Source organism: Streptosporangium sp. NPDC001559 (assembly GCF_042893955.1).
In the GTDB taxonomy this organism is placed as follows: Bacteria; Actinomycetota; Actinomycetes; order Streptosporangiales; family Streptosporangiaceae; genus Streptosporangium.
In genome coordinates this window covers 236,084-259,633 of the sequence record NZ_JBIAVG010000006.1, presented here as the reverse complement: position 1 = coordinate 259,633, position 23,550 = coordinate 236,084, and the positions used below count along the sequence as shown (strand labels likewise).

The 23,550-nt window shown below is 73.7% G+C and carries 16 protein-coding genes; 12 read left to right on the top strand and 4 right to left on the bottom strand.

Annotated elements, in window-relative coordinates:
• Positions 1-34: 34 nt before the first annotated feature.
• The 8 genes from ACFYY8_RS16280 (at position 35) to ACFYY8_RS16245 (ending at position 9,696) form a co-directional block, all read left to right on the top strand.
• A complete protein-coding gene (locus tag ACFYY8_RS16280) occupies positions 35-781 on the top strand; it encodes a sensor histidine kinase (RefSeq protein WP_390041393.1) in 747 nt (248 codons plus the stop codon).
• Between the two features lie 151 nt (positions 782-932).
• Entirely contained in the window at positions 933-3,527 is a 2,595-nt protein-coding gene (gene lanKC / locus ACFYY8_RS16275) for a class III lanthionine synthetase LanKC (protein WP_390041391.1), read from the top strand.
• A gap of 56 nt (positions 3,528-3,583) precedes the next feature.
• Entirely contained in the window at positions 3,584-3,715 is a 132-nt protein-coding gene (locus ACFYY8_RS16270) for a SapB/AmfS family lanthipeptide (RefSeq protein WP_352011529.1), read from the top strand.
• A gap of 40 nt (positions 3,716-3,755) precedes the next feature.
• A complete protein-coding gene (locus ACFYY8_RS16265; protein ID WP_390041389.1) occupies positions 3,756-3,890 on the top strand; it encodes a SapB/AmfS family lanthipeptide in 135 nt (44 codons plus the stop codon).
• 65 nt (positions 3,891-3,955) lie between these two features.
• On the top strand, positions 3,956-4,087 hold the full coding sequence (locus tag ACFYY8_RS16260) for a SapB/AmfS family lanthipeptide (RefSeq protein WP_366280410.1): 132 nt from the start codon (positions 3,956-3,958) through the stop codon (positions 4,085-4,087).
• A 136-nt stretch (positions 4,088-4,223) separates the two neighbouring features.
• Complete coding sequence (locus ACFYY8_RS16255) at positions 4,224-5,963, top strand: ABC transporter ATP-binding protein (RefSeq protein ID WP_390041386.1); 1,740 nt, start codon at positions 4,224-4,226, stop codon at positions 5,961-5,963.
• Positions 5,960-7,669, top strand: a complete 1,710-nt coding sequence (locus ACFYY8_RS16250) for an ATP-binding cassette domain-containing protein (RefSeq protein WP_390041384.1) — start codon at positions 5,960-5,962, stop codon at positions 7,667-7,669. Before ACFYY8_RS16255 ends, ACFYY8_RS16250 begins: the two co-directional genes overlap by 4 nt.
• Positions 7,666-9,696: a prolyl oligopeptidase family protein gene (locus tag ACFYY8_RS16245; protein ID WP_390041382.1), complete on the top strand. Its 2,031-nt coding sequence runs from the start codon at positions 7,666-7,668 to the stop codon at positions 9,694-9,696. The genes ACFYY8_RS16250 and ACFYY8_RS16245 overlap by 4 nt, the downstream gene beginning before the upstream one ends.
• Here ACFYY8_RS16245 and ACFYY8_RS16240 read toward each other — a convergent pair.
• A complete protein-coding gene (locus tag ACFYY8_RS16240; protein WP_390041380.1) occupies positions 9,678-10,334 on the bottom strand; it encodes a DNA-binding response regulator in 657 nt (218 codons plus the stop codon). The genes ACFYY8_RS16245 and ACFYY8_RS16240 overlap by 19 nt on opposite strands.
• Before the next feature lie 519 nt (positions 10,335-10,853).
• On the opposite strand from ACFYY8_RS16240, the gene ACFYY8_RS16235 reads away from it, so the two are divergent.
• From ACFYY8_RS16235 to ACFYY8_RS16220, 4 genes are all read left to right on the top strand, one after another.
• Positions 10,854-12,071: a hypothetical protein gene (locus ACFYY8_RS16235; protein WP_390041378.1), complete on the top strand. Its 1,218-nt coding sequence runs from the start codon at positions 10,854-10,856 to the stop codon at positions 12,069-12,071.
• Complete coding sequence (locus ACFYY8_RS16230; protein ID WP_390041376.1) at positions 12,061-13,281, top strand: hypothetical protein; 1,221 nt, start codon at positions 12,061-12,063, stop codon at positions 13,279-13,281. Before ACFYY8_RS16235 ends, ACFYY8_RS16230 begins: the two co-directional genes overlap by 11 nt.
• 23 nt (positions 13,282-13,304) lie before the next feature.
• On the top strand, positions 13,305-16,406 hold the full coding sequence (locus ACFYY8_RS16225) for a chromosome partitioning protein ParA (protein WP_390041374.1): 3,102 nt from the start codon (positions 13,305-13,307) through the stop codon (positions 16,404-16,406).
• 72 nt (positions 16,407-16,478) lie between these two features.
• Complete coding sequence (locus ACFYY8_RS16220) at positions 16,479-17,825, top strand: threonine/serine exporter ThrE family protein (protein WP_390041372.1); 1,347 nt, start codon at positions 16,479-16,481, stop codon at positions 17,823-17,825.
• Here ACFYY8_RS16220 and ACFYY8_RS16215 read toward each other — a convergent pair.
• The 3 genes from ACFYY8_RS16215 to ACFYY8_RS16205 form a co-directional block, all read right to left on the bottom strand.
• The gene (locus ACFYY8_RS16215) at positions 17,819-18,382 is read right to left on the bottom strand and encodes a TetR/AcrR family transcriptional regulator (RefSeq protein WP_390041370.1); all 564 of its coding nucleotides are present in this window, start codon (positions 18,380-18,382) and stop codon (positions 17,819-17,821) included. The two genes, ACFYY8_RS16220 and ACFYY8_RS16215, sit on opposite strands and share 7 nt — an antisense overlap.
• A gap of 105 nt (positions 18,383-18,487) precedes the next feature.
• Positions 18,488-22,300 (bottom strand): AAA family ATPase, encoded by a 3,813-nt coding sequence (locus ACFYY8_RS16210; RefSeq protein WP_390041368.1) that lies wholly within the window; start codon positions 22,298-22,300, stop codon positions 18,488-18,490.
• On the bottom strand, positions 22,301-23,446 hold the full coding sequence (locus tag ACFYY8_RS16205; protein ID WP_390041366.1) for an exonuclease SbcCD subunit D: 1,146 nt from the start codon (positions 23,444-23,446) through the stop codon (positions 22,301-22,303).
• Between the last annotated feature and the right edge of the window lie 104 nt (positions 23,447-23,550).

Genomic DNA, 23,550 nt, shown 5'->3' with positions numbered 1-23,550 from the left:
TGCCGTATATGCACCTGCCGCGCAAGGGTCGTTGATGCCGCACCAGCCGTACGCCGTCACGGCGGTCGCGGTGGGGGTCCTGCTGGTCTCGCTGGGCGTCACGATCGCCCTGGCGCTCAGGGTCAGACGGTTGCGCGCCGAGCGGGACAGAGCCGTACGGCATGCCAAGGAGGAGCTGGCCCGCGACATCCACGATCTCGCCGGGCACTGGCTCTGGCTGGCCTCGATCAAGAGTGAGCTGGCCTACCGGCACGCGGCGGACGACGAACGGCTGCGCGAGGAACTGGCCGAGACGCTCCAGGCGGTACGGCGCGCCGCGCACGCCGTACGTCACGTCTCCAGGGGGAGCCGGCGGCTGTCGCTGCGGGGGGAGAGCACCCGGGCACAGGCCCTGCTGACCGGCTTCGGCATCGACTGCTCGGTCAGCCTCGGGCGGCCGGGACTGCCGGAGGACGTCAGCGCGGTGCTGGGGACCGTGGTCCGTGAGGGGGTCACGAACATGCTCAGGCACAGCGACCCGGGCAGATGCGTGATCGAGCTGACCGGACGGGACGGCCTGCTGCGGCTGAGCGTGGCCAACGACGGAGCGCCTTACGGAGCGCCGCGCAAGGCACCGGACGGTACACCGCCCGAGGAGCGGCCGGGCGGCGAGGAGACCGCGGGGAACGGGCTGGGCAACCTGCGGCACCGGGTCACCGGGATCGGCGGCACACTGCGGGCGACGGCCGGCGAGGACGGCTGGTTCCGGCTCGTCGCCGAGGTGCCGGAAAAGTTTTTCTGAATAATTTTCACTTATACCCTAAATGCCCAGGTAGCACCCAATCTCACGATTAAACCTGTGAATTTTACATATGCGACCCATGGAGTTTGTAACTAGTCATTTCTCTGGTTATCCGGAATTCTTCCTTCTGGAAGACAGCAGGGAGAATGCCGTGAATGCCCAGTATGAGGTTTACTGTCTCGCTGACCGGATCTTTTACGACACCCTCGACGGCTCCCGGGGAGAGCACACCGACTTCCCCCAGGCGACCCGGGAGGTGCCGCCGGGCTGGAGGCACCAGGCCGGAGACACCTGGATGCACTACGCGCCCGCCGACGGCAGGACGCCCGCCCAGGGGTGGAAGATCCACGTCTCGGCGTGCGTCGAGGACGCCGAGCGCGCCCTTGAGGTCGTGTGGGACTACTGCGTGCCCCGGGGTGTGGCGTTCAAGTTCCTGCGCAGCCTGCCGATCATGGCCATGCTGAACTCCAAGGCCGCCGCCCGCGGGTCGAGCGGCAAGCTCGTGACGATCTATCCCGTCGACGAGGCCCAGCTCGAACTGGTCCTGAAGGAGCTCGACGAGCTGCTGCGCGGCGTCAGGGGCCCCTACGTGCTCAGCGACCTGCGCTACGGCGACGGCCCGCTGTTCGTGCGCTACGGGGGTTTCGTGCCCAGGCACTGCGTGGCCGACAACGGCGAACTGGTGCTGGCCGTCGAGGACGACGCGGGGCGTCTCGTGCCCGACGTCCGCGGCCCCGCCTTCAGCCTCCCCTCCTGGGTACGGCTGCCCGCCTTCCTCGAATCCCACCTCGCCGCCCGCAACGCGGTCACCACCGGCGGCCTGCCGTACGAGATCGAGAGTGTGCTGCAGTTCTCCAACGGCGGGGGCGTCTACCTGGGACGGGACCGGGACACCGGGCGGCGGGTCGTGCTGAAGGAGGGGCGCCCGCACGCCGGGCTCGACGCCGCGGGGCGGGACGCGGTCGCACGGCTGGCACACGAACGCGACATGCTGCGCAGGCTGGCCGGTCTCGACGCGGTGCCCAAGCTGGTCGACTACTTCACGCTGGGCGAGCACCACTTCCTGGTGCAGGAGTTCGTCGACGGCAACCCCCTGCAGCGGCACCTGGTGAAGCGCTACCCCCTGACCAGGGCGGTCCGCGACGAGGAGGCCGTCGCCGACTACACCGCCTGGGCGCTGGAGATGCTTCCCAAGGTCAGGCAGGCGGTCCGGGCGCTGCACGAGCGCGGCGTCGTCTTCGGCGACCTGCACCCGAACAACATCCTCGTCACCGAGGAGGGACGCCTCGTCCTGATCGACTACGAGGTGGCGACGCTCGCCGAGGACAACGCCCGCGCCAGTCTCGGCCACCCGGCCTTCGGGGCTCCGCGCGACCGCAACGGCGTCGAGATCGACGAATACGCCCTGGCCTGTCTGTGCCTCGGGCTGTTCGCGCCACAGCTGACCATCATGCTCCCGCTCGACCGGGCCAAGGTCCTGCACCTGGGCGAGCTCGTCACCCGGACCTTCCCGGTGCCTCCCGAGGTGGTCGAGGAGGCCGTCACGACCATCCTCGGCACGACGGAGACGACCCCCGCCCCGATCCCCCGGCCGGAGAGCGACGGCTGGCCGGAGGTCAGGGAGTCGCTGGCCAGGGCCATCCTGGCCAGCGCGACCCCCGAGCGGAAGGACCGTCTCTTCCCCGGCGACATCGCCCAGTTCCGTCCCGGCGGCGGTCTCGGCGTCGCCCACGGCGCCGCCGGCGTGCTCTACGCCCTGGAACGGGCGGGTTGCGGTCGTTTCCCCGAGTACGAGGAGTGGCTGCGGCGCGGGGCGCTCGACCCCGAGCCGGGCACCGGCCTCGGCTTCTACGACGGCCTGCACGGGGTGGCGTACGTGCTCGACCTGCTCGGGCACCGTCAGGACGCGCTCGACATCGTCGAACGGTGCATGCGGGAGAAGTGGGAGGCCCTGGACCTGGGCCTGTTCGGCGGCCTGTCCGGCATCGGGCTCACCCTCTTCCACCTGGGCGAGACGACCGGCGAGACGGGCCTGACCGAGCTGGCCCACCGGATCGCCCGTGTCTGCGCGGACCGGCTCGGCGGCCCCGGCGACGTGCCCGAGATCAGCGGCGGGAGCAACCCCCGCGCGGGACTGATGTACGGCTCAAGCGGACCGGCGCTGCTCCTCACCCACGCCTACGAGCGAGGCGGCGACCCCTCGATGCTCGACGGCGCGGCCGTCGCGCTCCGCCAGGACCTGCGGCGGTGCACCACGAGCGAGGACGGTTCCCTCCAGGTCACCCAGGGCTGGCGCGTCCTGCCCTATCTCGACGAGGGGTCCGTGGGCATCGCCCTGGCGCTGGGCCGCTATCTGGCCCACCGCGACGACGCGGACCTCAGGACCGCCCTCGACGGCTGCGAGCGTGTCACCGGGGCCGGCTTCTACGTCCAGCCGGGCCTGTTCACCGGCCGCGCCGGCATGATCGTGGCCCTGGGCGCCGGACGGGCCAGGGCCGGAGGTTCGACGGCCCTGAACGACCTCGTGTCCGCGCAGCTGAGCGGGCTCGGCTGGCACGCCCTGCCGTACGCGGGCGGCCTGGCCTTCCCCGGTGACCAGCTGATGCGGCTCTCCATGGACTTCGCGACCGGCACGGCCGGAGTCCTCTTCGCGATGAGCACCGTGCTGCGCGACGAGCCGGTGTTCCTCCCCTTTACCGGGCCGCCCGGCGGCGCAGGCTCCCTGACCAAGGCAACGCCTGTGTGAACCGCCGAGCGACCTCGACTCCCACGAACACCAAGATCGAAGGAGGTGTAGATCACATGGTACTTCTCGACCTGCAGAGCCTGGAAGCCCCCGGGGGCGGCCACGGCGGCGGTGGCGGCAGCACGCTGACCGTTCTCGGCTGCGAGTCCCACACGCCGAGCAACCTCAGCCTGTTGCTCTGCCACTGACCCCCTCACCCTTCCAGCTCACCAGAAGTGGAGTTACACCATGGTTCTTCTCGACCTGCAGACCCTGGAGACCCCCGGCGGCGGCAGCGGCGGTGGCGGCGGCGGCAGCACGCTGACCGTTCTCGGCTGCGAGTCCCACACCCCGAGCAACCTCAGCCTCCTGCTCTGCCACTGAGCCTCCCCCGAGGTTCTTCGCGTATCCCCCGGTAAGCGCTTTTCCCCCAGAAGTGGAGTTACACCATGGTTCTTCTCGACCTGCAGACCCTGGAGACCCCCGGCGGCGGCCACGGTGGCGGCGGCGGCAGCACGCTGACCGTTCTCGGCTGCGAGTCCCACACGCCGAGCAATCTCAGCCTCCTGCTCTGCCACTAGTCAAGCGGATGCCCGGGACGGCCGGCGACGGCAGCCGTCCCGGGCATCGCCCTTTCCAGGAAATACCAAGAAATCTCAGGAAATAGCAGGAAATACAAGGAAGCCCTCCACGAGAACCCGCGGCGAAGGAGGAACGGTGCGGACGGCGGATCGGCTGGTCACGCGGACGCTGAGGCACAGCGGTCCCTGGCTGTACGTGCTGGCGTTCACCTCCCTGGCGGGCGCGCTCGGCGAGCTCGCGCTCCCCTACGTCCTGGGCAGGACCGTCGACACGCTGGTGGCGGCCGGGCCCGCGAGCCGTACCTGGCTGATGGTCTGCGGGTCCGTGGTGGTTCTGATCGCGGCCTGCGACGTGCTGGGCGTCTGGGCGGCCGGGGGCGGCGGCGCGCGGGCCACCCGGTGGCTGCGGCTGCGAATCCTGCGGCACGTGCTCGGGGCAGGTCCCGCGATGACCCGCCGTTTCCCCGAGGGGGACCTGGTCACCCGGATGGGCGTCAACGCCGACGAGACCGGGCGGGCACCCGAGTCGATCGTCACCGGGGCCGCGCTGCTCGTCCCCACCGCGGGCGGCCTGGTCGCTCTCGTCCTCATCGACGTCTGGCTCGCCCTGACCCTGGTCGCGGGTCTGGTGCTCATAGCGCTCGTCCTGCGGGCCTTCCTCAGCACGACCACCTCCCTCGCCGGTGACTACCAGCGGACGCAGGCCGACATCGCCGCGCGCCTGGTCGACGCCCTCTCCGGGGCGCGCACGATCGCCGCGGCGGGCACCGAGGAGCGGGAGCGGGCCCGGGTGCTCGCCCCCCTGCCCCGGCTGCGCGCGCACGCCATGGACATGTGGCGGGCCAACGCCCAGGCGGGGGTGCGGGCGGGAGCCGTGATACCGCTGCTCGAAGTGGCCGTGCTCGGCGTCGGCGGGCTACGGCTGGCCGCGGGCGACCTCACCGCCGGGGAGCTGTACGCCGCCGCCCGCTACGTCGTGCTCGGCGCCGGGCTCGGCGCGGCGCTCGGCCACGTCGGCCGCCTGGCCAGGGCACGCGCCGCCGCGGGACGCCTGGCGGAGCTGACCGAGGAGCCCGTGATCGCCTACGGCGGCCTGTCCCTGCCGGAGGGCCCCGGCACCCTGGAGCTGCGCGGTGTCGGCGCGGGTGTGCTCAGCGGGATCGACCTGGTCGTCCCCGGCGGCTCCTCGGTCGCCGTCGTCGGCAGGTCCGGCTCGGGCAAGTCCCACCTCGCCGCCCTCTCGGGACGGCTGACCGACCCGGAGACCGGGCAGGTCCGCCTGGACGGCGTGCCGCTGCCCGACCTGTCCGCCGAGGCGCTCGGCGCGGCCGTCGGCTACGCCTTCGAGCGCCCGGTCCTGGCCGGTGAGACGATCTCCGACGCCGTCGGCCTCGGCGTCGCCGAGACGGACGGTCGTGAGACGGCCGTACACGCCGCCGCCCGTGCCGCGTGCGCCGACGGCTTCGTGCGCAGGCTCCCCCTCGGGTACGGCACGCCGCTGCGCGAGGCCCCCATGTCCGGCGGGGAACGGCAGCGGCTCGGCCTGGCCAGGGCCTTCGCGCACGGTCGTCGCCTGCTCGTCCTCGACGACGCCACCTCCAGCCTGGACACCGTCACCGAGCATCAGGTCAGCCGGGCACTGGCGGGCGAGCTGGGAGGCCGTACCCGGATGATCGTGGCGCACCGGGCCGCGACCGCCGCCTCCGCCGACCTGGTGGTCTGGCTGGAGGAGGGGCGGGTGCGCGCCTGCGACACGCACGCCAGGCTGTGGCGGGACCCCGCCTACCGGGCCGTCTTCCAGCCTGCGCAGAACCCTTCACAGGGCCCGCGGGACCCCTCGCTGAGCGCTCCAGGCGCCGGGGTCGGTGCGTCGTGAGGGCCGTACCGGGCGGCCCCGTCCGCCGGGCGTTGCTGCGCGACCCCCGCCTGCTGCTGAGGCTGGGCGCCTGGTCGGTCGCCGAGACCGCGCCCGCCCTCGTGGTCGGCCTGGCCGTGGCCAGGGCCATCGACGACGGTTTCGCCGCGGGCCGGGCCGGGATCGGCTTCGCCTGGCTCGCCGTGCTGGGCGGCGCCTGGCTGGTGGCGGCGGTGGGCGCGCGCCAGGTCGTGCTGGCCGTCGGCGCCGTCGTCGAACCCTTCCGCGAGGAGCTGCTCGACCACGTCGTCGGCGGCGCGCTGCGCCGTTCGGCCACGGCGGGGAACGGCCCCGGCACCGCCTCCGTCGCCCGGGCCAACCTCCAGGTCGAGCTGGCCAGGGACGCCCTGGCCTCGGTCATCACGGTCGTCAGGTCCTTCGCCTTCACCGTGGTGAGCGTCGTGCTCGGTCTGGGCGCCCTCGCCCCCGGAGTGCTCGTGCTGGTCCTGCCTCCGTTCGCCGCGGGCCTGTGCCTGTTCCTGCTCTCGCTGCCCGCGCTCGCCCGGCGACAGCGGGAGTTCATCCTCGCCGACGAGCGCACCGCCGAGTCGCTCGCCGACATGGCGGGCGCGCTGCGTGACATCACCGCCTGCCGCGCCGGGTCGCGGGTGGCCGACGGCCTCGGCCGTCAGGTGCGGCTGCAGGAACGGGCCGGGCGCGCCCTGGCCGGGGTGACCGCGCTGCGTACCGCCTCGCTCGCCGTCGGAGGCTGGCTGCCGGTGCTGCTGATCCTGGCCGGCACCCCCTGGCTGGTACGCGGCGGGGCCGGCGCCGGGGTGATCCTCGGCGCCCTGGTCTACGTCACCCAGTCGCTCGCTCCCGCGCTGGGCAACCTCGTGCAGGGGCTCGGGATGAGCGGCGTCCGGCTGCGGGTCTCGCTCGAACGCGTCCTGCGCCACGGCGCCCCTCCCCTCCCCGAGGTGGAACGGCGCACCCCCGGGGACGCCGGGGTACGGCTGCGCGACGTGCGGTTCGCCTACGGCCCGCACGCCGAGCCGGTGATCGCCGGCCTCGGCCTGTCGATCCCGGACGGCGACCACGTCGCGGTCGTCGGCCCCAGCGGCATCGGCAAGTCGACGCTGGCCGCGCTCGTCACCGGGGTGCTGCCGCCGGACGCGGGCGAGGTCCTCGTCGGCGGCGTCCCCGCGGGCCTGCTCGATCCGGCGAGCCGGGTGCTGATCCCCCAGGAGGCCTACGTCTTCCGGGGAACGCTGCTGGAGAACCTGACCTACCTGGCCGCTGCGGGAACGCCGGTCGAGGCCGTCGAGGAGGCGGTGGACGCGGTCGGGCTGACCGCCCTGGTCGCCAGGCTCGGCGGCCACTCGGCCGAGGTCGATCCGGGCCTGCTCTCCCCCGCCGAACGCCAGCTCGTCGCCCTGGCCCGCGCCTATCTGAGCCCCGCCCGCCTGGTGGTCCTCGACGAGGCGACCTGCCATCTGGACCCGGTCGCCGAGGCCGTCGCGGAGGAGGCCTTCGCCCGCAGGGGCGGCACGCTGCTGGTCGTCGCCCACCGGCTGACCTCCGCGAGAAGGGCCCGGCGGATCCTGGTCATGGACGGCGTCGACGTCCGGATGGGAACCCACGACGAACTGCTCGCCTCGTGCCCGCCGTACGCGGAACTGGCCGGGCACTGGAACCCCGCCGAGAACCAGGAGCTCGTCCCATGATCTATCCGCCCGCCGAGCGGGAACCGGTCGTCGACCTTCTGTGCGGGCGGGCCGTACCCGATCCGTACCGGTGGCTCGAGGACGGGGACGACCCGAGGACACGCGACTGGCTCGCCGCCCAGGACGAGCTGTGGCGTGCCCACGCCGCCACGCTGCCCGACCGCGACGGGTGGCACGCCAGGGTGGCCTCGCTCACCGAGGCGGGAACCGCGGGGACGCCGATGTGGCGGGGCGGGCGCCGCTTCTTCCTGCGCCGCACGGCCGGGCAGGAGCACGCCGTGCTGTACACCGCCGCCGCGGGGGAGAACGTCAGGGCGCTCGTCGACCCGGGGGTGCTCGACCCCGGCGGCCTGGTCACGCTCGACCACTGGCAGCCGGACGCGGAGGGCCGTCTGCTGGCCTTCCAGCTGTCCAGGAGCGGGGACGAGCACTCGCGCCTGTACGTCGCGGACGTCGTGACCGGCGAGGTCGTGGACGGGCCGATCGACCGTTGCCGCTACTCGCCGGTCGCGTGGCTGCCCGGCGGGAAGGCCTTCTTCTACGTGCGCGGGCGCAGGGTCTGCCTGCACCGGCTCGGCACCCCCGCCGACGACGACATCGTGGTCCGTGCCGAGGAACGCTCCTACGGCCTGGGGATCAGCGGGGACGGGCGCTGGCTCACGGTCTCCGCGGGCCGTCCCGGCGGCAACGACCTGTGGCTGGCCGACCTGGTCGCCTCGTCCCCCGAACGGCCCGCGCTGCGGACGGTCCAGGAGGGGACGGACGCGGTGACGGTCGCCGCCGTCGGTCCCGACGGCCGCCTGTACCTGCTGACCACCCGGGACGCGCCCCGTGGCCGACTGTGCGTCGCCGACCCGGAGCGCCCCTCACCCGAGGGCTGGAGCGAACTGGTCGGCCCCGACCCGGAGGCGGTGATCGGGGACTTCGCGATCGCGGAGGGAGCCGGGGGGCCGGTGCTGCTGGTCGGCCGGACCCGGCACGCGACCGGCGAGATCGGCGTCCACGACCCGGTGACCGGGGAACGGCTCGGCCTGGTCCCCCTGCCCGGCCTCGGCTCCGTCGGGCACATGTCCACCCGTCCTGAGGGGGGACACGAGGTCTGGTTCACCTACACCGACGGCGTCACCCCGGTCGGCGTCCACCGCTACGACGCGCGCACCGGGCGGACCACGCTCTGGGAGGCGGCACCCGGCGCCGTCGAGGTGCCCGAGGTCGAGTCCCACCGGTTCGTCTGCGTCTCGGCCGACGGCACCCCGGTGCGGGTGGTCGTCCTCGCCCGCCCTGGCGTGGGTCCCCGGCCTGCCGTCCTGTACGGCTACGGCGGATTCGGGCGCCCGCTGGCGCCGTCGTACTCCGGCTACGTGCTGCCCTGGGTGGAGGCGGGCGGGATCTTCGCGTTCGCCCAGGTGCGGGGCGGCGGCGAGGAAGGAGCCGACTGGCACAGGGCGGGCACGCTCGGCCGCAAGCAGAACACCTTCGACGACTTCGTCGCCGTGGCCGAACATCTCGTCGCGGAGGGCTGGACCACCCCCGCCCAGCTGGGCGTGTGCGGCGAGTCGAACGGCGGCCTGCTGGCGGGCGCGGTGCTGACGCAGCGTCCCGGCCTGTTCGCCGCCGTGGTCTGCTCGGCCCCGCTGCTCGACATGGTCCGCTACGAGCGTTCCGGCCTCGGTCCCTCCTGGCGGGGTGAGTACGGCTCGGCAGACGACCCCGAGCAGTTGGGCTGGCTGCTCGGCTACTCCCCCTACCACCGGGTCGAGAAGGGGACGGACTATCCGGCGACGCTGCTGACCACCTTCGGCGGAGACTCCCGGGTGGACCCCCTCCACGCCCGCAAGATGTGCGCGGCCCTGCAGTGGGCGACCTCGGGGAACAGGCCTGTCGTGCTGCGCCACGAGGACGGCGTGGGACACGGGGCCAGGTCGGTCAGCCGGTCGGTCGGCCTGGCCGCGGACATGCTGGCCTTCCTCGCCCGGCACACCGGTCTCGAACCGGGAGGTCGCCTGGATCAGGCCCGTGAGCGGTAGCGGATCAGGCCGATCCGCCTGACGTCCTCGGGCCACAGCCAGCCCGACTCCTGGGCGATGGTGACCGCCTCGACCCTGGTTCTGGCCCCCATCTTGGCGAGGATCCGCGACAGGTAGTTTCGGACCGTTCCGCCGGAGAGGAAGAGCCGTTTGGCGATCTCGTTGACCGGCTCCCCCTCTGCCGCGACCTTGAGCACCTCGAGCTCGCGGGCGGTGAGCGGGTTCTCCCGCGCGTGGAGGGCGGCGACGGCCAGCTCCGCGTCGATGACCCGCTCGCCCGCGGCGACCCTGCGCACGCACTCGGCGAGCTCTCCCGCCGGGGCGTCCTTGACGACGAAGCCGCGCGCCCCGGCGTCGAGCGCGCGCCGTAACGCGGCGGGGGTGGCCAGGCCCGTCAGCATGACGGCCTTGCAGGAGGGCAGCACCCTGCCCAGTTCGCAGGCCGCCGACAGGCCGTCGGTGCCGGGCAGTCCGATGTCGAGGAGGGCGACGTCCGGCCTGGCCCGCAGGCAGGAGGGCACCACGTCGTCGCCGTGACCGACCTCCTCGACCACCTTGATGTCATGCTCGACGGAGAGCAACGCGGCCATCGCTCCGCGAACGAGGTGCATGTCCTCGGCGATCAGGACGCTTATCACGGGTCGTGTCCCCTTTTCGGCGGGAAGCTTATGTGTTAATTGCTCCGGATGTCACCCGCGGAAATCATTGTGCTACCCGCCGGAACCGTTCGCCACCCGGATAGGCCAGACGAGTACCCACCCCCCACGAATTACGCCTCCCCGGGGGCGCGAATCCAAACAATCGGATAGCCGGAACGGCCCTCCCACCCCCAGACCAGGTGAAATCCATCCTGCCCCGGCCTGCGCCCACGGTCCAGTCCACGGCCGCCTCCGCCCCGTCCACGATCACAAAATGGACCTCAAACGCAAACGTTCAACGACTGCAACAATCCGTTAAGCACGGCAGATATCAGGAAATATCACGCATGATCGGGAATTCACCCTGATCCATTATCCTTTGTGAACCAGCCGGAACCCCCGTCCCCTTTCCCGTCGATCATCTTCGTGCGTCTCACGTGCCGTACGGCCCCACCGCGGGCCCGGTGCCGTACGGCGTCAGGGCCGTGATTGTCGGGCCCAAGCCTTACGGTAGGGCGCGTGCCAGAGACGAACCACGAGATCACGCTCGACTCGGCCCTCTCCGAGGAGGCCGTGCTCGCCACCTACCGCCGCATGTTCGCCGCGCTCGCGCGCGACAGCGGCGCCGTGGTGGACGACCCCGTGCTGGTCGACATCGCCGAGACGCTGTTCGCGGCGTTCGCCGAGGCGGGCGAGGAGTGGCTGACCCACGAGCAGATGCGGCACGTCTGCCGGGCCTACCCCCTTGAGCTGTTCGAGAACCGCCTGCGGGTGCTCAGGGGTCTCGGCGCGATCCGTGAGGTCTTCCCCAAACCGAACCAGCTCCGCTACCGGGCGTCGTTCACCAGCGTGGTCGGGCTGATGTTCGTCCGGCGGATGATGGACGACGGCGGCCAGTCGGAGATGCACCGGCTGCTCGCCCTGGAGGACCTCAACGTCGCCGACCCCCGCACGACCATGGAGGAGGCGCGGCTCAGCGCGCAGAACCTGTCACGGGCCTTCAGGCTGTGGGCGCTTGAGCTGATCACGCTGACCGGCGGCACCATCGAGGAGCTGCGTGAGCAGGCGCCCAAGCTCTGGGGCACCGAGGAGATCGCCCGCAGGGCACAGAGCCTGCACGCCACGATCCTCACCCGCTGGCCCGACCTGGACCGCACCTGCACCGAGCTGCGCGCCTCGATCTACTCCTACAGCGACGCCTCCCGCCGGGCCGCGGGCCGTCTGGCCGACTCCGCGGGCACGACCAGGAACCTCACCCTGCTGCCCGCCGAGACCTGGCGGACGTTCGCCCAGACCGCGTCCAGAGAGCGGCTCGCCGCCGTGCTCGACGGGTTCGTCTTCGACGTCCCCGCGCCGTGGCACGATCCGGCGGCGATCGTCAGGGCCGTTGACGAGAGCCCCCGTCCCGCCCCCGCGCAGCCGACGCCGCCGCGTTCCGCGCTGCCCGATCCCGGTCCCGCCGACTCCCACGAGCCCGGTGGCGGCGGGCTCGACCACCTCACCGCCGTCGCCGAGGCGGCCCTCGCCGGGCGGCCGAGCGCCCGGCTTGAGGAGCTGCTCACCGCGGACGGCGAGTGGGTCTCCGCGCGCAGGCTGCTGGCCGACCTCGTCTCGGCCGACCTCCGTCCCGAGTCCCCCTACCGGCTGCGCTGGTCGGACGCCCTCACCGCGGACCCTGACGGGGAGCCGTCATGGCTCTCGCACGGGCTCCTGGAGAGGACGGGCCATGACATCTGAGCTGGCGCACGCGCGGGCCAGGGCGACCGGCCCCCTCGCACTCGGCGCGGGTGAACCCGCTCCCCCGGGGATGATCCGGCTCGGCAACCCCGACGGGACCGGTACGGCGCTGCCCGCCTGGCCCGACGGGGCGACGCCGTCCCTCCTCGACGAGTACCAGGTCGCACCGGTGAACGTGGAACGGGCCGGGGAGACGAGGCGGGTGCTGGCCGCGGCGCTGAAGTGCTGCTGGAACGACCTGTCCGCGGATCCGTGGCCCGGCTCCGCCGCGCCGGTCGAGGACGTGCTGTCCGCCTACCGGGCGCTGATCGGCCGCGGTGACGACCTCATGCGCAACTGGGCGATCGGCGCGCTGCGCCGCCTGCACGACTCGGCCTGGCTTGAGGTCGACGCCGGTCTCGTACGGCTCGGCCCCCGCTGCGCCTGCTGGCCCGCCGCCTCCCACGCCCAGCTCAGGGAGTTGCTGCGGCGTCTCCCCTCGGGAGAGGACGGCTCCGCCGGACTCGACGTCCTGCCCGCCCCGGACGGGGCACAGGACAGGACCGGACGGCAGGCCGCCGGGGAGGAGGCCGGGGCGGGCGCGACCGCGAGCGTCTCCGAGCCCGACGGGGTCGACGAGGACCTGCTCGCCCCCTTCGACGAGCGGCGCAGGGCCGAGATCGTGGCCGCCTTCATGGCGGTCGAGCACGCGGCCGAACCGGTCGGCGAGGCGCGTTTCCCCGCGCTGCGCGATCCGGCGCCGCGCCGTACGGTCGCGGAGATGCTGCGGCGGCGGGGCCGCGTCCTGGTCCAGGACCGTGAGCGGTGGACCTCCGGCTACGAGGACGGCACGGCCGCGCTGGCCGGGTCCTCCCTCGGGGAGGCCGAGCGCGCGGTGCTGGTGCTGGTGCTGGTCCACTCGGTGGCCATCCCCCGCGCCGACGGGCTGCTGCCCGCCGACAGCTGGCTGTCTCCGTTCCCCGCCCAGGCCGACGAACTGCGCAGGCACACCAGGCTGCCGGTCGGCGAGCTGGACGCGGCGCTGCGGACGTTGCGTCACGCGGGCCTGGTCACGCAGGTCAAGGCGGGAGAGGAGGCCGGAGGATACGTCCCCGGGCCGCAGTTCCACCGGCTGACCCCGCAGGCCAGGCGCCGTCTGCAGGAGGAGCTGATCCTCGCCGCGGGGCCGCACACCCCGCTGGCCGCGGCCGTGAGGGCCAACCGCCGATGAGACAGAAGAAGGGAACGACAGGGGTGACCGAGCAGCCGGACCCGTCAGTCGGGGACTCACCGGACAACGCAGGCGGGCGAGCGGGGCAGGCCAGTCTGGTGCCCGTCGAGGCCAGGGTGGCGGCGCCGGGTGAGAACGTGGTCGGTGACCGGGTGTTGATCGCCGTGCAGGCGGTCAACATCTCCCGGCTGTCCACCCACCCGGTGCCGACGGTGCCGGGGACGCTGATCGTGGTCGCCGGGGCGGGCCCGAAGGACTCCAACGGCGCGGGCAAGTCCTCGTTCATCGCGATGATCACCGCGTTGCTCGGCGACGAGCAGTGGCGCTTCGCCTCCGGGGCGAAGGCGGTCTCCGAGCTGCTGTTCAACGCCGAACTCGCCGCGGGCGGGGGCGGCAGAACGTGGGCGAGCGCCGACCACGGCTACATCGTGGGCGTCTTCGCGAACGCCGGCGCCGGGCAGACGGGCGCCGGCGGGCTGGACGACGCGCTGACCGTGTGGCTGCGGGTCAACCAGGAGGCCCCGCACCTGGAGATCCGCTGGACCCCCGGGGTGTGCGTGGCCTCGGCCTCCTCGGAGGCCGAACGGGTGACGCGGGCCGACCACCTGTGGGCGACGCTGCCCCGCTCGGCGGGCCGCAGGGACGTCGTCGCCCGTGACCTGACCAGGTTCCTGTACGGCGACCGGGTCAGGTGCGTGTCGTTCCTGTCCACCTCGGTGCGCAGCAAGGTCGCGACGAACCTGCTGTCCCAGCCGCTCAACGAGATCTCCCCCGAGCGGGTCTTCGAGGCCATCGCCGCGCTGACCGGCCTGGACACCGAGCTGGACCAGGAACGCGACGCCCGGCGCGACGAGCACGCCAAACGGGTGCGGGCGGCACGGGCCGCCGAGCTGCTCAGGGAGTTCGAGGACGAGTCGCGGGCGCTGCTTGAGACCTTCGACCGGCGCGACCGGGCCAGGATACGACTGGCCGAGGGGATGCGCGGCTGGCGTGGACGGCTGGCGCGCAGGCTGGCCGACACCGCGCGGCGGGACGAGGCTCTCGCCGCCGACCTGGAGCGGGCTGCGGCGGAGGGCGAGCGGGCGGCCGAGGCCGTCGCCGAGGTTCGGGCGGAGATCGCGACCCTGAAGGACGACACGCTCGACCGGGGCCTGGCCGAGGCCCGCAGGGAGCTGACCGCCCTCCAGGCGCGGGCGGCCAAGCTGGACGCCGACCGCGCGGTCACGGAGAACGCGGTCGACGAGCTGCGCGGGCAGATCCCCGGCCTTGAGGAACAGCGGCGGCTGGCCGACGGCCGTGACGTGCGGACCGCCGAGGACGAACTCGGGCAGGCCAGGCTCAGGCTCAACGAGGCGCTGAAGGCCCTGGGCGTCGCCGACCGTGAGGCTGAGGGGGCCAAGGCCGCGCTCGACGACGCCGAGGGCGGCCCGGCCGCGGCGCAGCTCAACGCGCTCGCCGCTGCGGGGGTCGAGGCGAGCGGCCTGCTCGACGCGCTCGACGTCGCCGAGCACGCCAGGGACGACACGGACGGCCTCGCGGGGCGGGCGGTCGCCGCGGCCCTCGGTGCCCGTGGCTGGCCGAGGGAGCACGCCGTGGTCGTGGACGCCGCCGACCTGGCGTCCGCGGCGCGGGCGCTGGCCGCTCTGCCCGGCTCCGTGCTGGTCAGCGCGGCGGGCGTCACCGTCGTCGGGGCGTTCGAGGCGGTCACGACCGGCAGGGAGGCCCGCATCAAGGCCGCCGAGCTGCGGCTGCACCGGGCGCGTGACGCGCAGGAGGTGGCCGCGGAGACGGTGCGCGCCGCGGAGGACGGCGTCGCGGAGGCCGGGCGGCGGCTGGAGGGGGCCAGGGCCGCCGTACGGCTGGCCGACGTCGAGCGGCGGCTGGCCGAACGGCGGGCCGCTCTCACCGGCCTCACCGAGGCGCTGGCCGAGGCCGGGCCGAAGGTGGGTGAGGCGGAGCGACGGGCAGGCGCCCTCGACTTCCGCGCCAGGACCAGGAACATGGAGATCGAGCGCCTCGAGGGACGCAGGGCCGGGCACGAGGCGGAGCGCGACCGGGCGGCCGAGCGGGCGGCCGCGATCACGGCGGAGCGGCAGGCGCTCGGCATCGAGGCGCTGGCCGCCGAGTGGGGCGGCACCGCGCAGAGCGCCCGCGAGTGGCTGGAGGCACTGGGCGAGCAGGAGTCCCCGCTGACGGCCGAGGAGTGGTGGCGGGCCGCGGAACGCCGCCTCGACGAGGCGCTGCGCGACACCTTCCCCGGCGAGGACGACGAGATGCCCGAGGAGCTCGCCTTCCTGGTACGGCGGCGCACCGAGCCCGGCGCCGGGCGCACCGCGCGTGAACAGACGACCTTCCCCGGCGTCTGCGCCGCCCTGGCGTCCTACCTGCGCGGCCAGGAGGAGTACGAACGTCACCAGCGCCGTCAGATCGAGTCCCAGCTCGCCACCAGGCAGCGTGACCTCGCCGCCGCGGCGAAGGGCGCCGAGGAGGCCGCGCAGTCGACCGCCGTGCACCGGGCGGCGTTGAGCGCGGCGATCAAGGCGCGCCTCACCCGGGTCGCCGAGGAGTTCGACCGGCTGGACACCTCCTACGGCGGCTACGGCGCGACGCTGGAGTTTCCCGTGCCGCCCGCGCCCGCCGACCCCGAGCAGCGCTGGGCGTGGCGGGTCACCCCCAGGTGGCGCAGGGGCGAGGGTCAGGGCTTCGTGCCGTACAACCGGCGGGCCAACACGGCGTTGATGGACGAGAAGGCGGTCAAGCTGGTCTGCGCGGCGGCGATCGCCTCCTCCGGCGGCGGCCACCTGTGCCTCGTCCTCGACGAGCTGGGCCGCAACCTGGGCAAGGAGCACCGCAGGGAGGCCGTGGCGCTGTTCCGCAAGATCGGCGAGACCTACGGCATCACCGTGATCGGCGCGCTCCAGGACGACATGGAGCCCTACGCGGTCGACGCCTGCGGGCAGTACATCAAGCTGCGCCGCTCCTCCGACGCCATGCCGTACAACGAGCCGCCGGTGATCGTCGGTCATGACGCCCACGCGGAGCGGGTCCGGGCGCTGGCCGCCGCGGTGGGCAGGCGGACACCGGAGACGGACGGTGCGGAACAGGTGATGAGGGACGAACGGTGAGAGACGGGCGGCGAACCAGATAATCTCGCATGAGGTGCGGCCGGTGACGGCCGGGAGGGTCAGGGAGGATCGGTGTCGGCGTCGCCGCTGGATCGGACACCCCCGAAACACGACCTCTACCGGGCGATGGCGCTGGCGCTACGGGTCGGTGAGCTGCTGCTCGGCAGCGGTGAGAGCACCGAGACGGTCTCCGGCGCCATGCGCAGGATCACCAACGCCTACGGCGTGCCGCACTGCGAGGCGGACGTCAACCTGTCGGCCATCACGCTCTCGCACGTCCCCTCCGACGGAAGCGTCCCGGTCACCGCGGAGCGCCGGGTACGGCGCCGCCTGCCCGACTACGACCGGCTGATCGCGGTCCACGAGATGATCAGGGAGACCGCGGGCGGGTCCATGCCGCTTGAGGAGGCCGAGTCCCGGCTGCGGAAGGTCACCCGCCGGGTCAGGGTCTATCCCGACTGGTTCCTGGTCACGGCGCTCGCGCTGATCGCGGCCTCGGCGAGCATCCTGGTCGGCGGCGGCGCGCTGGTCGCGACGGCGGCGTTCGCGGCGACCGTGCTCGGCGACCGGGCGAGCGCCTGGCTGGCCAGACGCGGAGTCGCGGAGTTCTTCCAGCTCACGGTCGCGGCGATGCTCGGCTCGCTGGTCGCGGTGCTGATGCTCGCGATCGGCGCGCCGGTGCGGGCGGAGGCCGTCGTGGTCGGCGCGGTCGTCGCGCTGCTGCCCGGACGGCCGATGGTCGCCTGCGTGCAGGACGGCATCGCGGGCGAGTACGTCACGGCGACCGGGCGGCTGTTCGAGATCTTCTTCATCCTGACCGCGATCGTGTCGGGCATCGGCATCACGCTGTACGCCGCCGTCCGTCTCGGGGTGCCGCTGACCGTGGAGAACGTGCCGTCCGCGCCGCTGCTGATCAGGCCTGAGCAGCTGCTCGGGGCCGTGGGGGTGACGCTGTCGTTCGCGGTGGCGCTGCTCGTGCCGCCCCGCCATCTGTTCGCGGCGGCGCTCGGCGGCGCGATGGTCTGGGTGGTCTTCGTACAGCTGCACGTCTGGCAGGTGCCGGTCGTCCTGGCCACCGCCGTCGCCGCGGCGGTCGTCGGGCTGTTCGGCGGCGCCTACGCCCTGCGGGCCCGGGTCCCCTCGATGGTGATCACGATCCCGGCCATCGGCTCGCTGCTGCCGGGGACCGCGCTCTACCGGGGCATGCTCGAGGTCAACCTGGGCCACGGGGGCGCGGGACAGGAGAGCCTGCTCCAGGCCCTGTCGACCGCGCTCGCCCTGGGCGCGGGCGTCATCCTCGGCGGGGAGGTCGTGCGCGCGGTCACCGGTTCCGACCTGACCAGGAGGGTCAGGCGACGGGGTGGCCGCACCCGGGCGTTCATCAGCCGTCCCGCCGCCCGCCGTACCCGGGGCTACTGAGCCCGAAGGCCGTCCATCACCAGGCCGAGGAGGCGTTCGGCGGTGTCGTCGCCGCAGTGCTCGCCGATCCAGGCGACCGCGTTGACGAGTCTCATCAGGTCGGTCCCGGTGACGTCGTCGCGTACGGTGCCGGTCCGCTGGGCGGCGGCCAGCAGCGCGGACCCGCCCGCGCGGGTCTGCTGGCAGGCGCCGTACAGCTCTGAGGCCGGGTCGTTGAGGCTGCTCATCAGTGTCGCGGCCAGTCCCCGGTAGACGGTGGCGTGGGCCATCAGGTGGCGCGTCCACTCAAGGAGCGCCTCCTGCGGGGAGTCCGCGCCGAGCAGTTCGCGGGCCTGCGTGTCGAGGGTGACCAGGCCGTCGTGGAGCACGGCCTCCAGCAGCGCCCTGCGGGTGGGGAAGTGCCGGTAGAGGGTGCCGATGCCGACCCCGGCGGCCCTCGCGATCTCCTCCAGGGACGCCTCGGTGCCCTGCTCGGCGAAGGCCACCCGCGCGGCGGCCAGCAGTCGCTCGTAGTTGCGCCGCGCGTCGGCCCGCATGGGGCGCTGGGTGGTCGCCACCTTGACTCCTCACTTTCCCGGCGTTCCCCGCACATCTACTCGGAGACCGCCTCCGCATACCCTACCGCCCGGCCCGCGCCGCCGGTCAGGGCTCGTCAGGGCCCGTCAAGGCACGGCGACCTCGACGGTCGAGCCCTTGCGGCCCTTGCTGACGCGTAGCTGCGCCGGGACGCGGGAGCGCAGTTCGGTGACGTGGCTGACGATGCCGACGGCCCTGCCGCCGTCGCGCAGGCCGTCGAGGATGTCCAGCACCCCGTCGAGGGTCTCCTCGTCGAGGGTGCCGAACCCCTCGTCGATGAACAGCGCCCCGATCTCGACTCCCCCGGCCTCGGCGCTGACCACGTCGGCCAGGCCGAGTGCGAGCGCCAGCGAGGTGATGAAGCTCTCGCCGCCGGACAGGGTCGCCGGGTCGCGGTCGCTGCCGGTCCAGCCGTCCACGATCCGCAGGCCGAGCCCGCCTCCCGACCTGCTGCGGTCGCCCGCCGTACGGCCGAGGCCGTGTTCGAGGAGATAGCGGCCGCCCGACATGCGGTCGAGCCGCTCGTTGGCCGAGTCGACCACCTGCCGCAGACGTTCGCCGAGCACGAAGGCGGAAAGGCGCATCTTCCAGCGGTTGTCGCCCGAGGTCCCGCCGGTCAGGGCCGCCAGCCCCTCGGCGACGTGGTGGCGCCGCCGCGCGGGACCCCAGCGGTCCAGACATCCCGCCAGCTCGGCGCCGAGCGTGACGAGCCTGGCGAGCCGGGCCCGCGCCTGGTTCGCCGCGGACAGCAGCCCCGCCTGGGCGGCTTCCGCGGCGTCACGCGCGGCCCGCAGCCCGTCGAGGTCGGGTTCGGGCTCCGCGGCGGCGGCGACCAGTTCGGGATCGGCCAGCAGGGCGGTGACCGCGACGCGTTCCCTTTCGAGCCCGCGCAGCCGTTCGGCCTTCTCCTCCTGCTCGGCCGGCGGGCGGAAGGCCGCGAGCGCGTCCTCGACACCGGAGAAGCCCGCCTCGACGGCCGCGGCCGTGGCCGTGGCACGGGCCGCCGCCAGCTCCGCCGTGGCCGTCCGCTCCAGCCGGGTCGCCTCGACGGCCTCCGTGATCAGCCCCGCCTCGTCCGCCAGCCGGTCCAGCCTGGCGGCCAGCGTCGGGTCGTCGCCCCGTGCCTCGTCCAGGCGCGCGGTCAGCCGCTCGATGTCCGCGGCCAGCCTCTCCTGCCGCGTACGGCGGGCGGCCAGCGTGACCGCGAGCTCACGCGAGAGCTCCTCAAGCCCGGCCTGTTCGGCCGCGGCCCGCGCGGCCTTCTCCGCCAGCGCGCGTTCGGCCCGCGCCGACTCGGTGAGACCGGCCAGCGCCTCCTGCGCCCGCGCGAGTTCCCGCGCGGCCTGCTCGGCCGGAACGTCCGTCTCCCCGGACGCCTCCCGGTGCGCCGCCGCCAGCTCCGCGGCGCGACCGGCCGCCTCCGCCGCCGCGGCGAACAGGGCCGCCTCCCGTGTCAGGCGCTCCCTGCGGGCCTGGACGGTCGGGTCGGTGCCGCGTGCCTCGTCGAGCCGGCCGGTCAGCCTGTCCCGTTCCGCCCGCCACTCCTCCTGGCGGGCGCGGCCCCGTGCGAGCAGCCGCGCGGCGTCGGCCGCCCCGGCCCGCGCCTCGTCGATTTCGGCCGTCAGACGCTCCGCCTTCTCGGCGAGGGCGCTCTCCGTCTCCGCGACCGCCGTCAGGCCCGCCAGTGCGCGCCGTACCTCGTCGAGGGTCTCCCGCGCCTGTTCCACGGGCGTGTCCCCGGCCACGGCGAGGGCCTCTTCGAGGCGTGAGGTGAGGGCGGCGACCGCGGCCTCGGCGCTCCTGCGCCGTTCCGCGGCGGCGTCGTGGTCGGCCTGGGCGGCGCGTTCGTCCTCGGGGGTCGGGGCCCGCCCCGACCTGGCCGCCGGGCGAGGGTGTTCTGGGGAGCCGCAGACGGCGCAGGGTTCGCCGGGAACGAGCTCGGCCGCCAGTTCCGCGGCCATGCCGTCGATCCTGGCCTGCCGAAGGTCCTGGAGGCGGTCGCGAAGCCGCTGGGCGAGGTCGACGGCCTCGGCCTGGAGCGTCCTGGCTGCGTCGAGTTCGGCGCGCAGGCCGTCGCGACGCCTGGCCGCGTCGAGTCCGGCCGCGGCGGCGTCGGCGCGTGCCCGCGTCTCGGGGATCTCCGCCGCCCTGGCCCTGACCTCGGTGAGCTCCGCGGTGACCTCGGCGAGCCCGGCCGGGAGTTCCGCGCACCGCGCGCTGAGGGCCGTCTCCCGCTCCTGCGCCTCGGCGAGTTCCGCGTCGAGCGCGGTCAGCAGCCCGGCCAGCTCGGCGAGCCTGGCCTCGTCGCCGCGCAACCCCTCAAGCCCGGCGAGCAGCCGCCCGTGCTCCCGTTCCCGTACGGCCAGCAGCTCGCGGGCGCGCGCCTCGTCCCCCGGGTCGTGCTCCGCCGGATCGGGCAGCCTGCCCAGCGCCGTGGCCAGGTGCCCTCGCGCCTCCTCCAGGGCGACGGCCAGGCCGTCCCGCCGCTCCACGGCCTTCAGGCGGGCCAGCGCGGCGTCGCGCGCCGACTCGGCGGCCGGGATCCTCGCGGCGTCCAGGCGGGCGGCGGAAAGGCCGGCCTCCGCCTCGCGCCTGAGGCCGGGCAGGACCTCAAGGCGGCTGTCGGTCTCCTTCTGGCGAAGCTCCAGTTCCGCGATCTCCCCGGCGAGCGTCGCACGCTCCAGGAGGTCCTTCGACAGCAGCGGTTCCTGCGTGCGCAGTTCCTCCAGCCTGGTGATCTCCTCCCGCCGGTCGAGCACCATCGCGGTCAGCCGTTCGGTGCCGGCCGCGTTCTCGTCCGCCGTCCCGGCTGCCGTCCCGATCAGGGGCAGGGCTCGGGCGACGGCGTCGGCGGCCATCCGGTGCGCCTTGGTCGCCGCCTCATCCCGCTGCTCGGCGGCCCGGACCATGGGCAGCACCCGGTCGGCCCTGGCGGCCTCGGCGAGCACGTCCTCCAGGTCGGCCCGTTCCTGCGCGGTCTCCCCGAGGGCGCGTTCGCGCGCCACCGCCTCGGCGTGGCGGCGGCGCCGGTCGGCGAGCGCGGTGCCCTGCTCAAGGGCGGCCCGTGCCAGCCGTACGGTCTCCAGGACGCCGTCGTTGTCGCGGCCCGCTCTGGCCTCGGCGTCGGCGGCGAGCGCCTCGACAGCGGCGGCCCAGGCGAGCGGGTCCTCCTCGCTGGAGGGGCCCCCGGCGTTCTCGGCGTTCTCGGCCAGGAGGGCGAGCAGTTCGGGGCCCGCCGCCTCCTCGATGCGTTTGACGGCGAAGTCGACCTCGGTGCGCAGGCTCTGCTGCTCACGGAAGGCCTCGGTGCGCCTGTCGGCGAGCCACGCCTCGGCGCCGGCGTAGACCTTCACGGAGAACAGCCGTTCGAGCACCCTGCGGCGGTCCTCGCCGTCGGCGCGCAGGAACCTGGCGAAGTCCCCCTGCGGGAGCATCGCCACCTGGAAGAACTGGTCGGCGTTCATGCCCAGCAGGGTGCCGATCAGCTCGCCCGCCTCGTCGACCCGCGTGGTCAGCCCGGTCCACTCGCCCGAGGGGGTGAACTCCTGGACGAGTGCCTTCTCCTTCTCCCCGGTCATGCCCTCTCCCCTGAGCTTGGGGCGCTGCCAGGCCGGGGAACGGGTGATCTTCAGCCGCCGCCCCCTGAGGGTGACCTCCAGGGCGACCGAGGGCCCCCTGCCGGGTGGGGCGTGATCGCAGCGCAGGCTCTTGGCGTTGTCGCGCCTGCCGGGCACCCTGCCGTACAGGGCGTAGCAGAGCGCGTCCAGCACGGTGGTCTTGCCCGCGCCGGTCGGGCCGTGGATCAGGAACAGCCCCGCCTCGGCGAGGGCGTCGAAGTCGATCTCCTCCTCACCCGGGAAGGAGCCGAACGCGGTGATCCACAGACGGTGCGGGCGCATCTACGCCATCGCCTCCCTGATTCGGCAGTTCTCAATGGCCTCGCGGAGCAGCGTGGTCTCCTCGGGGTCGGCCTCCTCGCCCCGGACCTCACGGACGAAGTCGAGCGCCACCTCGATCTCCGGTTTTCCGGCGAGCCTCGGCCGTACCGCGCTCTGCTGGGCGCCGCCCTCGGGCTCGAAGGAGAGGCTGAGGGTGTGCGGGAAGCGGGTCCTGAGGCGTTCCATGGCCTCCTTCGGCCTGACCGGGTCGGTCAGCGTGACCTGGAGCCAGTGGTCCTCGTGGCGGGTGTGCTCCACGGAGGTCAGCAGATCGTCGAGACGCCCCTTGAGCCTGGCGATCGGCCGGGGGACGGGAGCCTCGGCGAACTCCGCGCTCACCCGCCCCCGCGCGTCGACCTCCACCAGCCACGAGCCCTTCACCTGGTGCTCCTCGGAGAAGGAGTAGGCGATCGGGGAGCCGGAGTACCGTACGGTCTCGCTCATCCGCTGGCGGCCGTGCAGGTGGCCGAGCGCCACGTAGTCGACGCCGTCGAAGACGGAGAGCGGGACGTGCTCGACCCCGCCGACGCTGATGTCGCGCTCGCTCTCACTGGCCTGCCCACCGGTGACGAAGGCGTGGGCGAGCACGACCGAGCGGGTCCCCCTGCGGGCCAGGTCCGCGCGGACCAGGGACATGGCGTGCCCGAGCGCCGCGGTGTGGGTGCGTTCCGGCAGTTCCCACGGTTCGCGCACCAGCTCGGGCTCCAGGTAGGGGATGCCGTAGAAGGCCACCTGCCCGTCGCCCGAGGGGTCCTCGACGAGGACCGGCTCGCCCGCCCGGGCGGGGTCGGTGCGCAGGTGGACGCCCGCCGCGTCGATCAGGTCCGCGCCGAAGCCGAGCCTGCGCGCGGAGTCGTGGTTGCCGCTGATCAGCACGGTGCGCACCCGTTCGCCGACCAGCCGCCGCAGGGCCTGGTTGCACAGGTCGACCGCGTCGACCGAGGGCAGCGCCCTGTCGTAGACGTCGCCGGAGACGACGACCACGTCGATCCGTTCGCTCCTGATCGTCTCGATCAGGTGGTCGACGAAGGCGCCCTGGGCGCTCAGCAGGCTCTCGCGGTGGAACGAGCGGCCCAGGTGCCAGTCAGAGGTGTGGAGCACTCGCATGTCACGTGAAGCTAACAGGCCTCGAACGCACACGAGACCACTGTGACCACTCTGCTCCCATTCGTCCTGTCGGGTGTGACCGGCCGTGGGTACGCTGAAGATCG

What these genes read in the sequence shown, in the direction of transcription:
- ACFYY8_RS16280 (WP_390041393.1), top strand. Translation starts at nt 35, where the DNA reads ATGCCGCACCAGCCGTACGCCGTCACGGCGGTCGCGGTGGGGGTCCTG.
- ACFYY8_RS16270 (WP_352011529.1), top strand. Translation starts at nt 3,584, where the DNA reads ATGGTACTTCTCGACCTGCAGAGCCTGGAAGCCCCCGGGGGCGGCCAC.
- ACFYY8_RS16265 (WP_390041389.1), top strand. Translation starts at nt 3,756, where the DNA reads ATGGTTCTTCTCGACCTGCAGACCCTGGAGACCCCCGGCGGCGGCAGC.
- ACFYY8_RS16260 (WP_366280410.1), top strand. Translation starts at nt 3,956, where the DNA reads ATGGTTCTTCTCGACCTGCAGACCCTGGAGACCCCCGGCGGCGGCCAC.
- ACFYY8_RS16245 (WP_390041382.1), top strand. Translation starts at nt 7,666, where the DNA reads ATGATCTATCCGCCCGCCGAGCGGGAACCGGTCGTCGACCTTCTGTGC.
- ACFYY8_RS16230 (WP_390041376.1), top strand. Translation starts at nt 12,061, where the DNA reads ATGACATCTGAGCTGGCGCACGCGCGGGCCAGGGCGACCGGCCCCCTC.
- ACFYY8_RS16210 (WP_390041368.1), bottom strand. Translation starts at nt 22,300, where the DNA reads ATGCGCCCGCACCGTCTGTGGATCACCGCGTTCGGCTCCTTCCCGGGT.
- ACFYY8_RS16205 (WP_390041366.1), bottom strand. Translation starts at nt 23,446, where the DNA reads ATGCGAGTGCTCCACACCTCTGACTGGCACCTGGGCCGCTCGTTCCAC.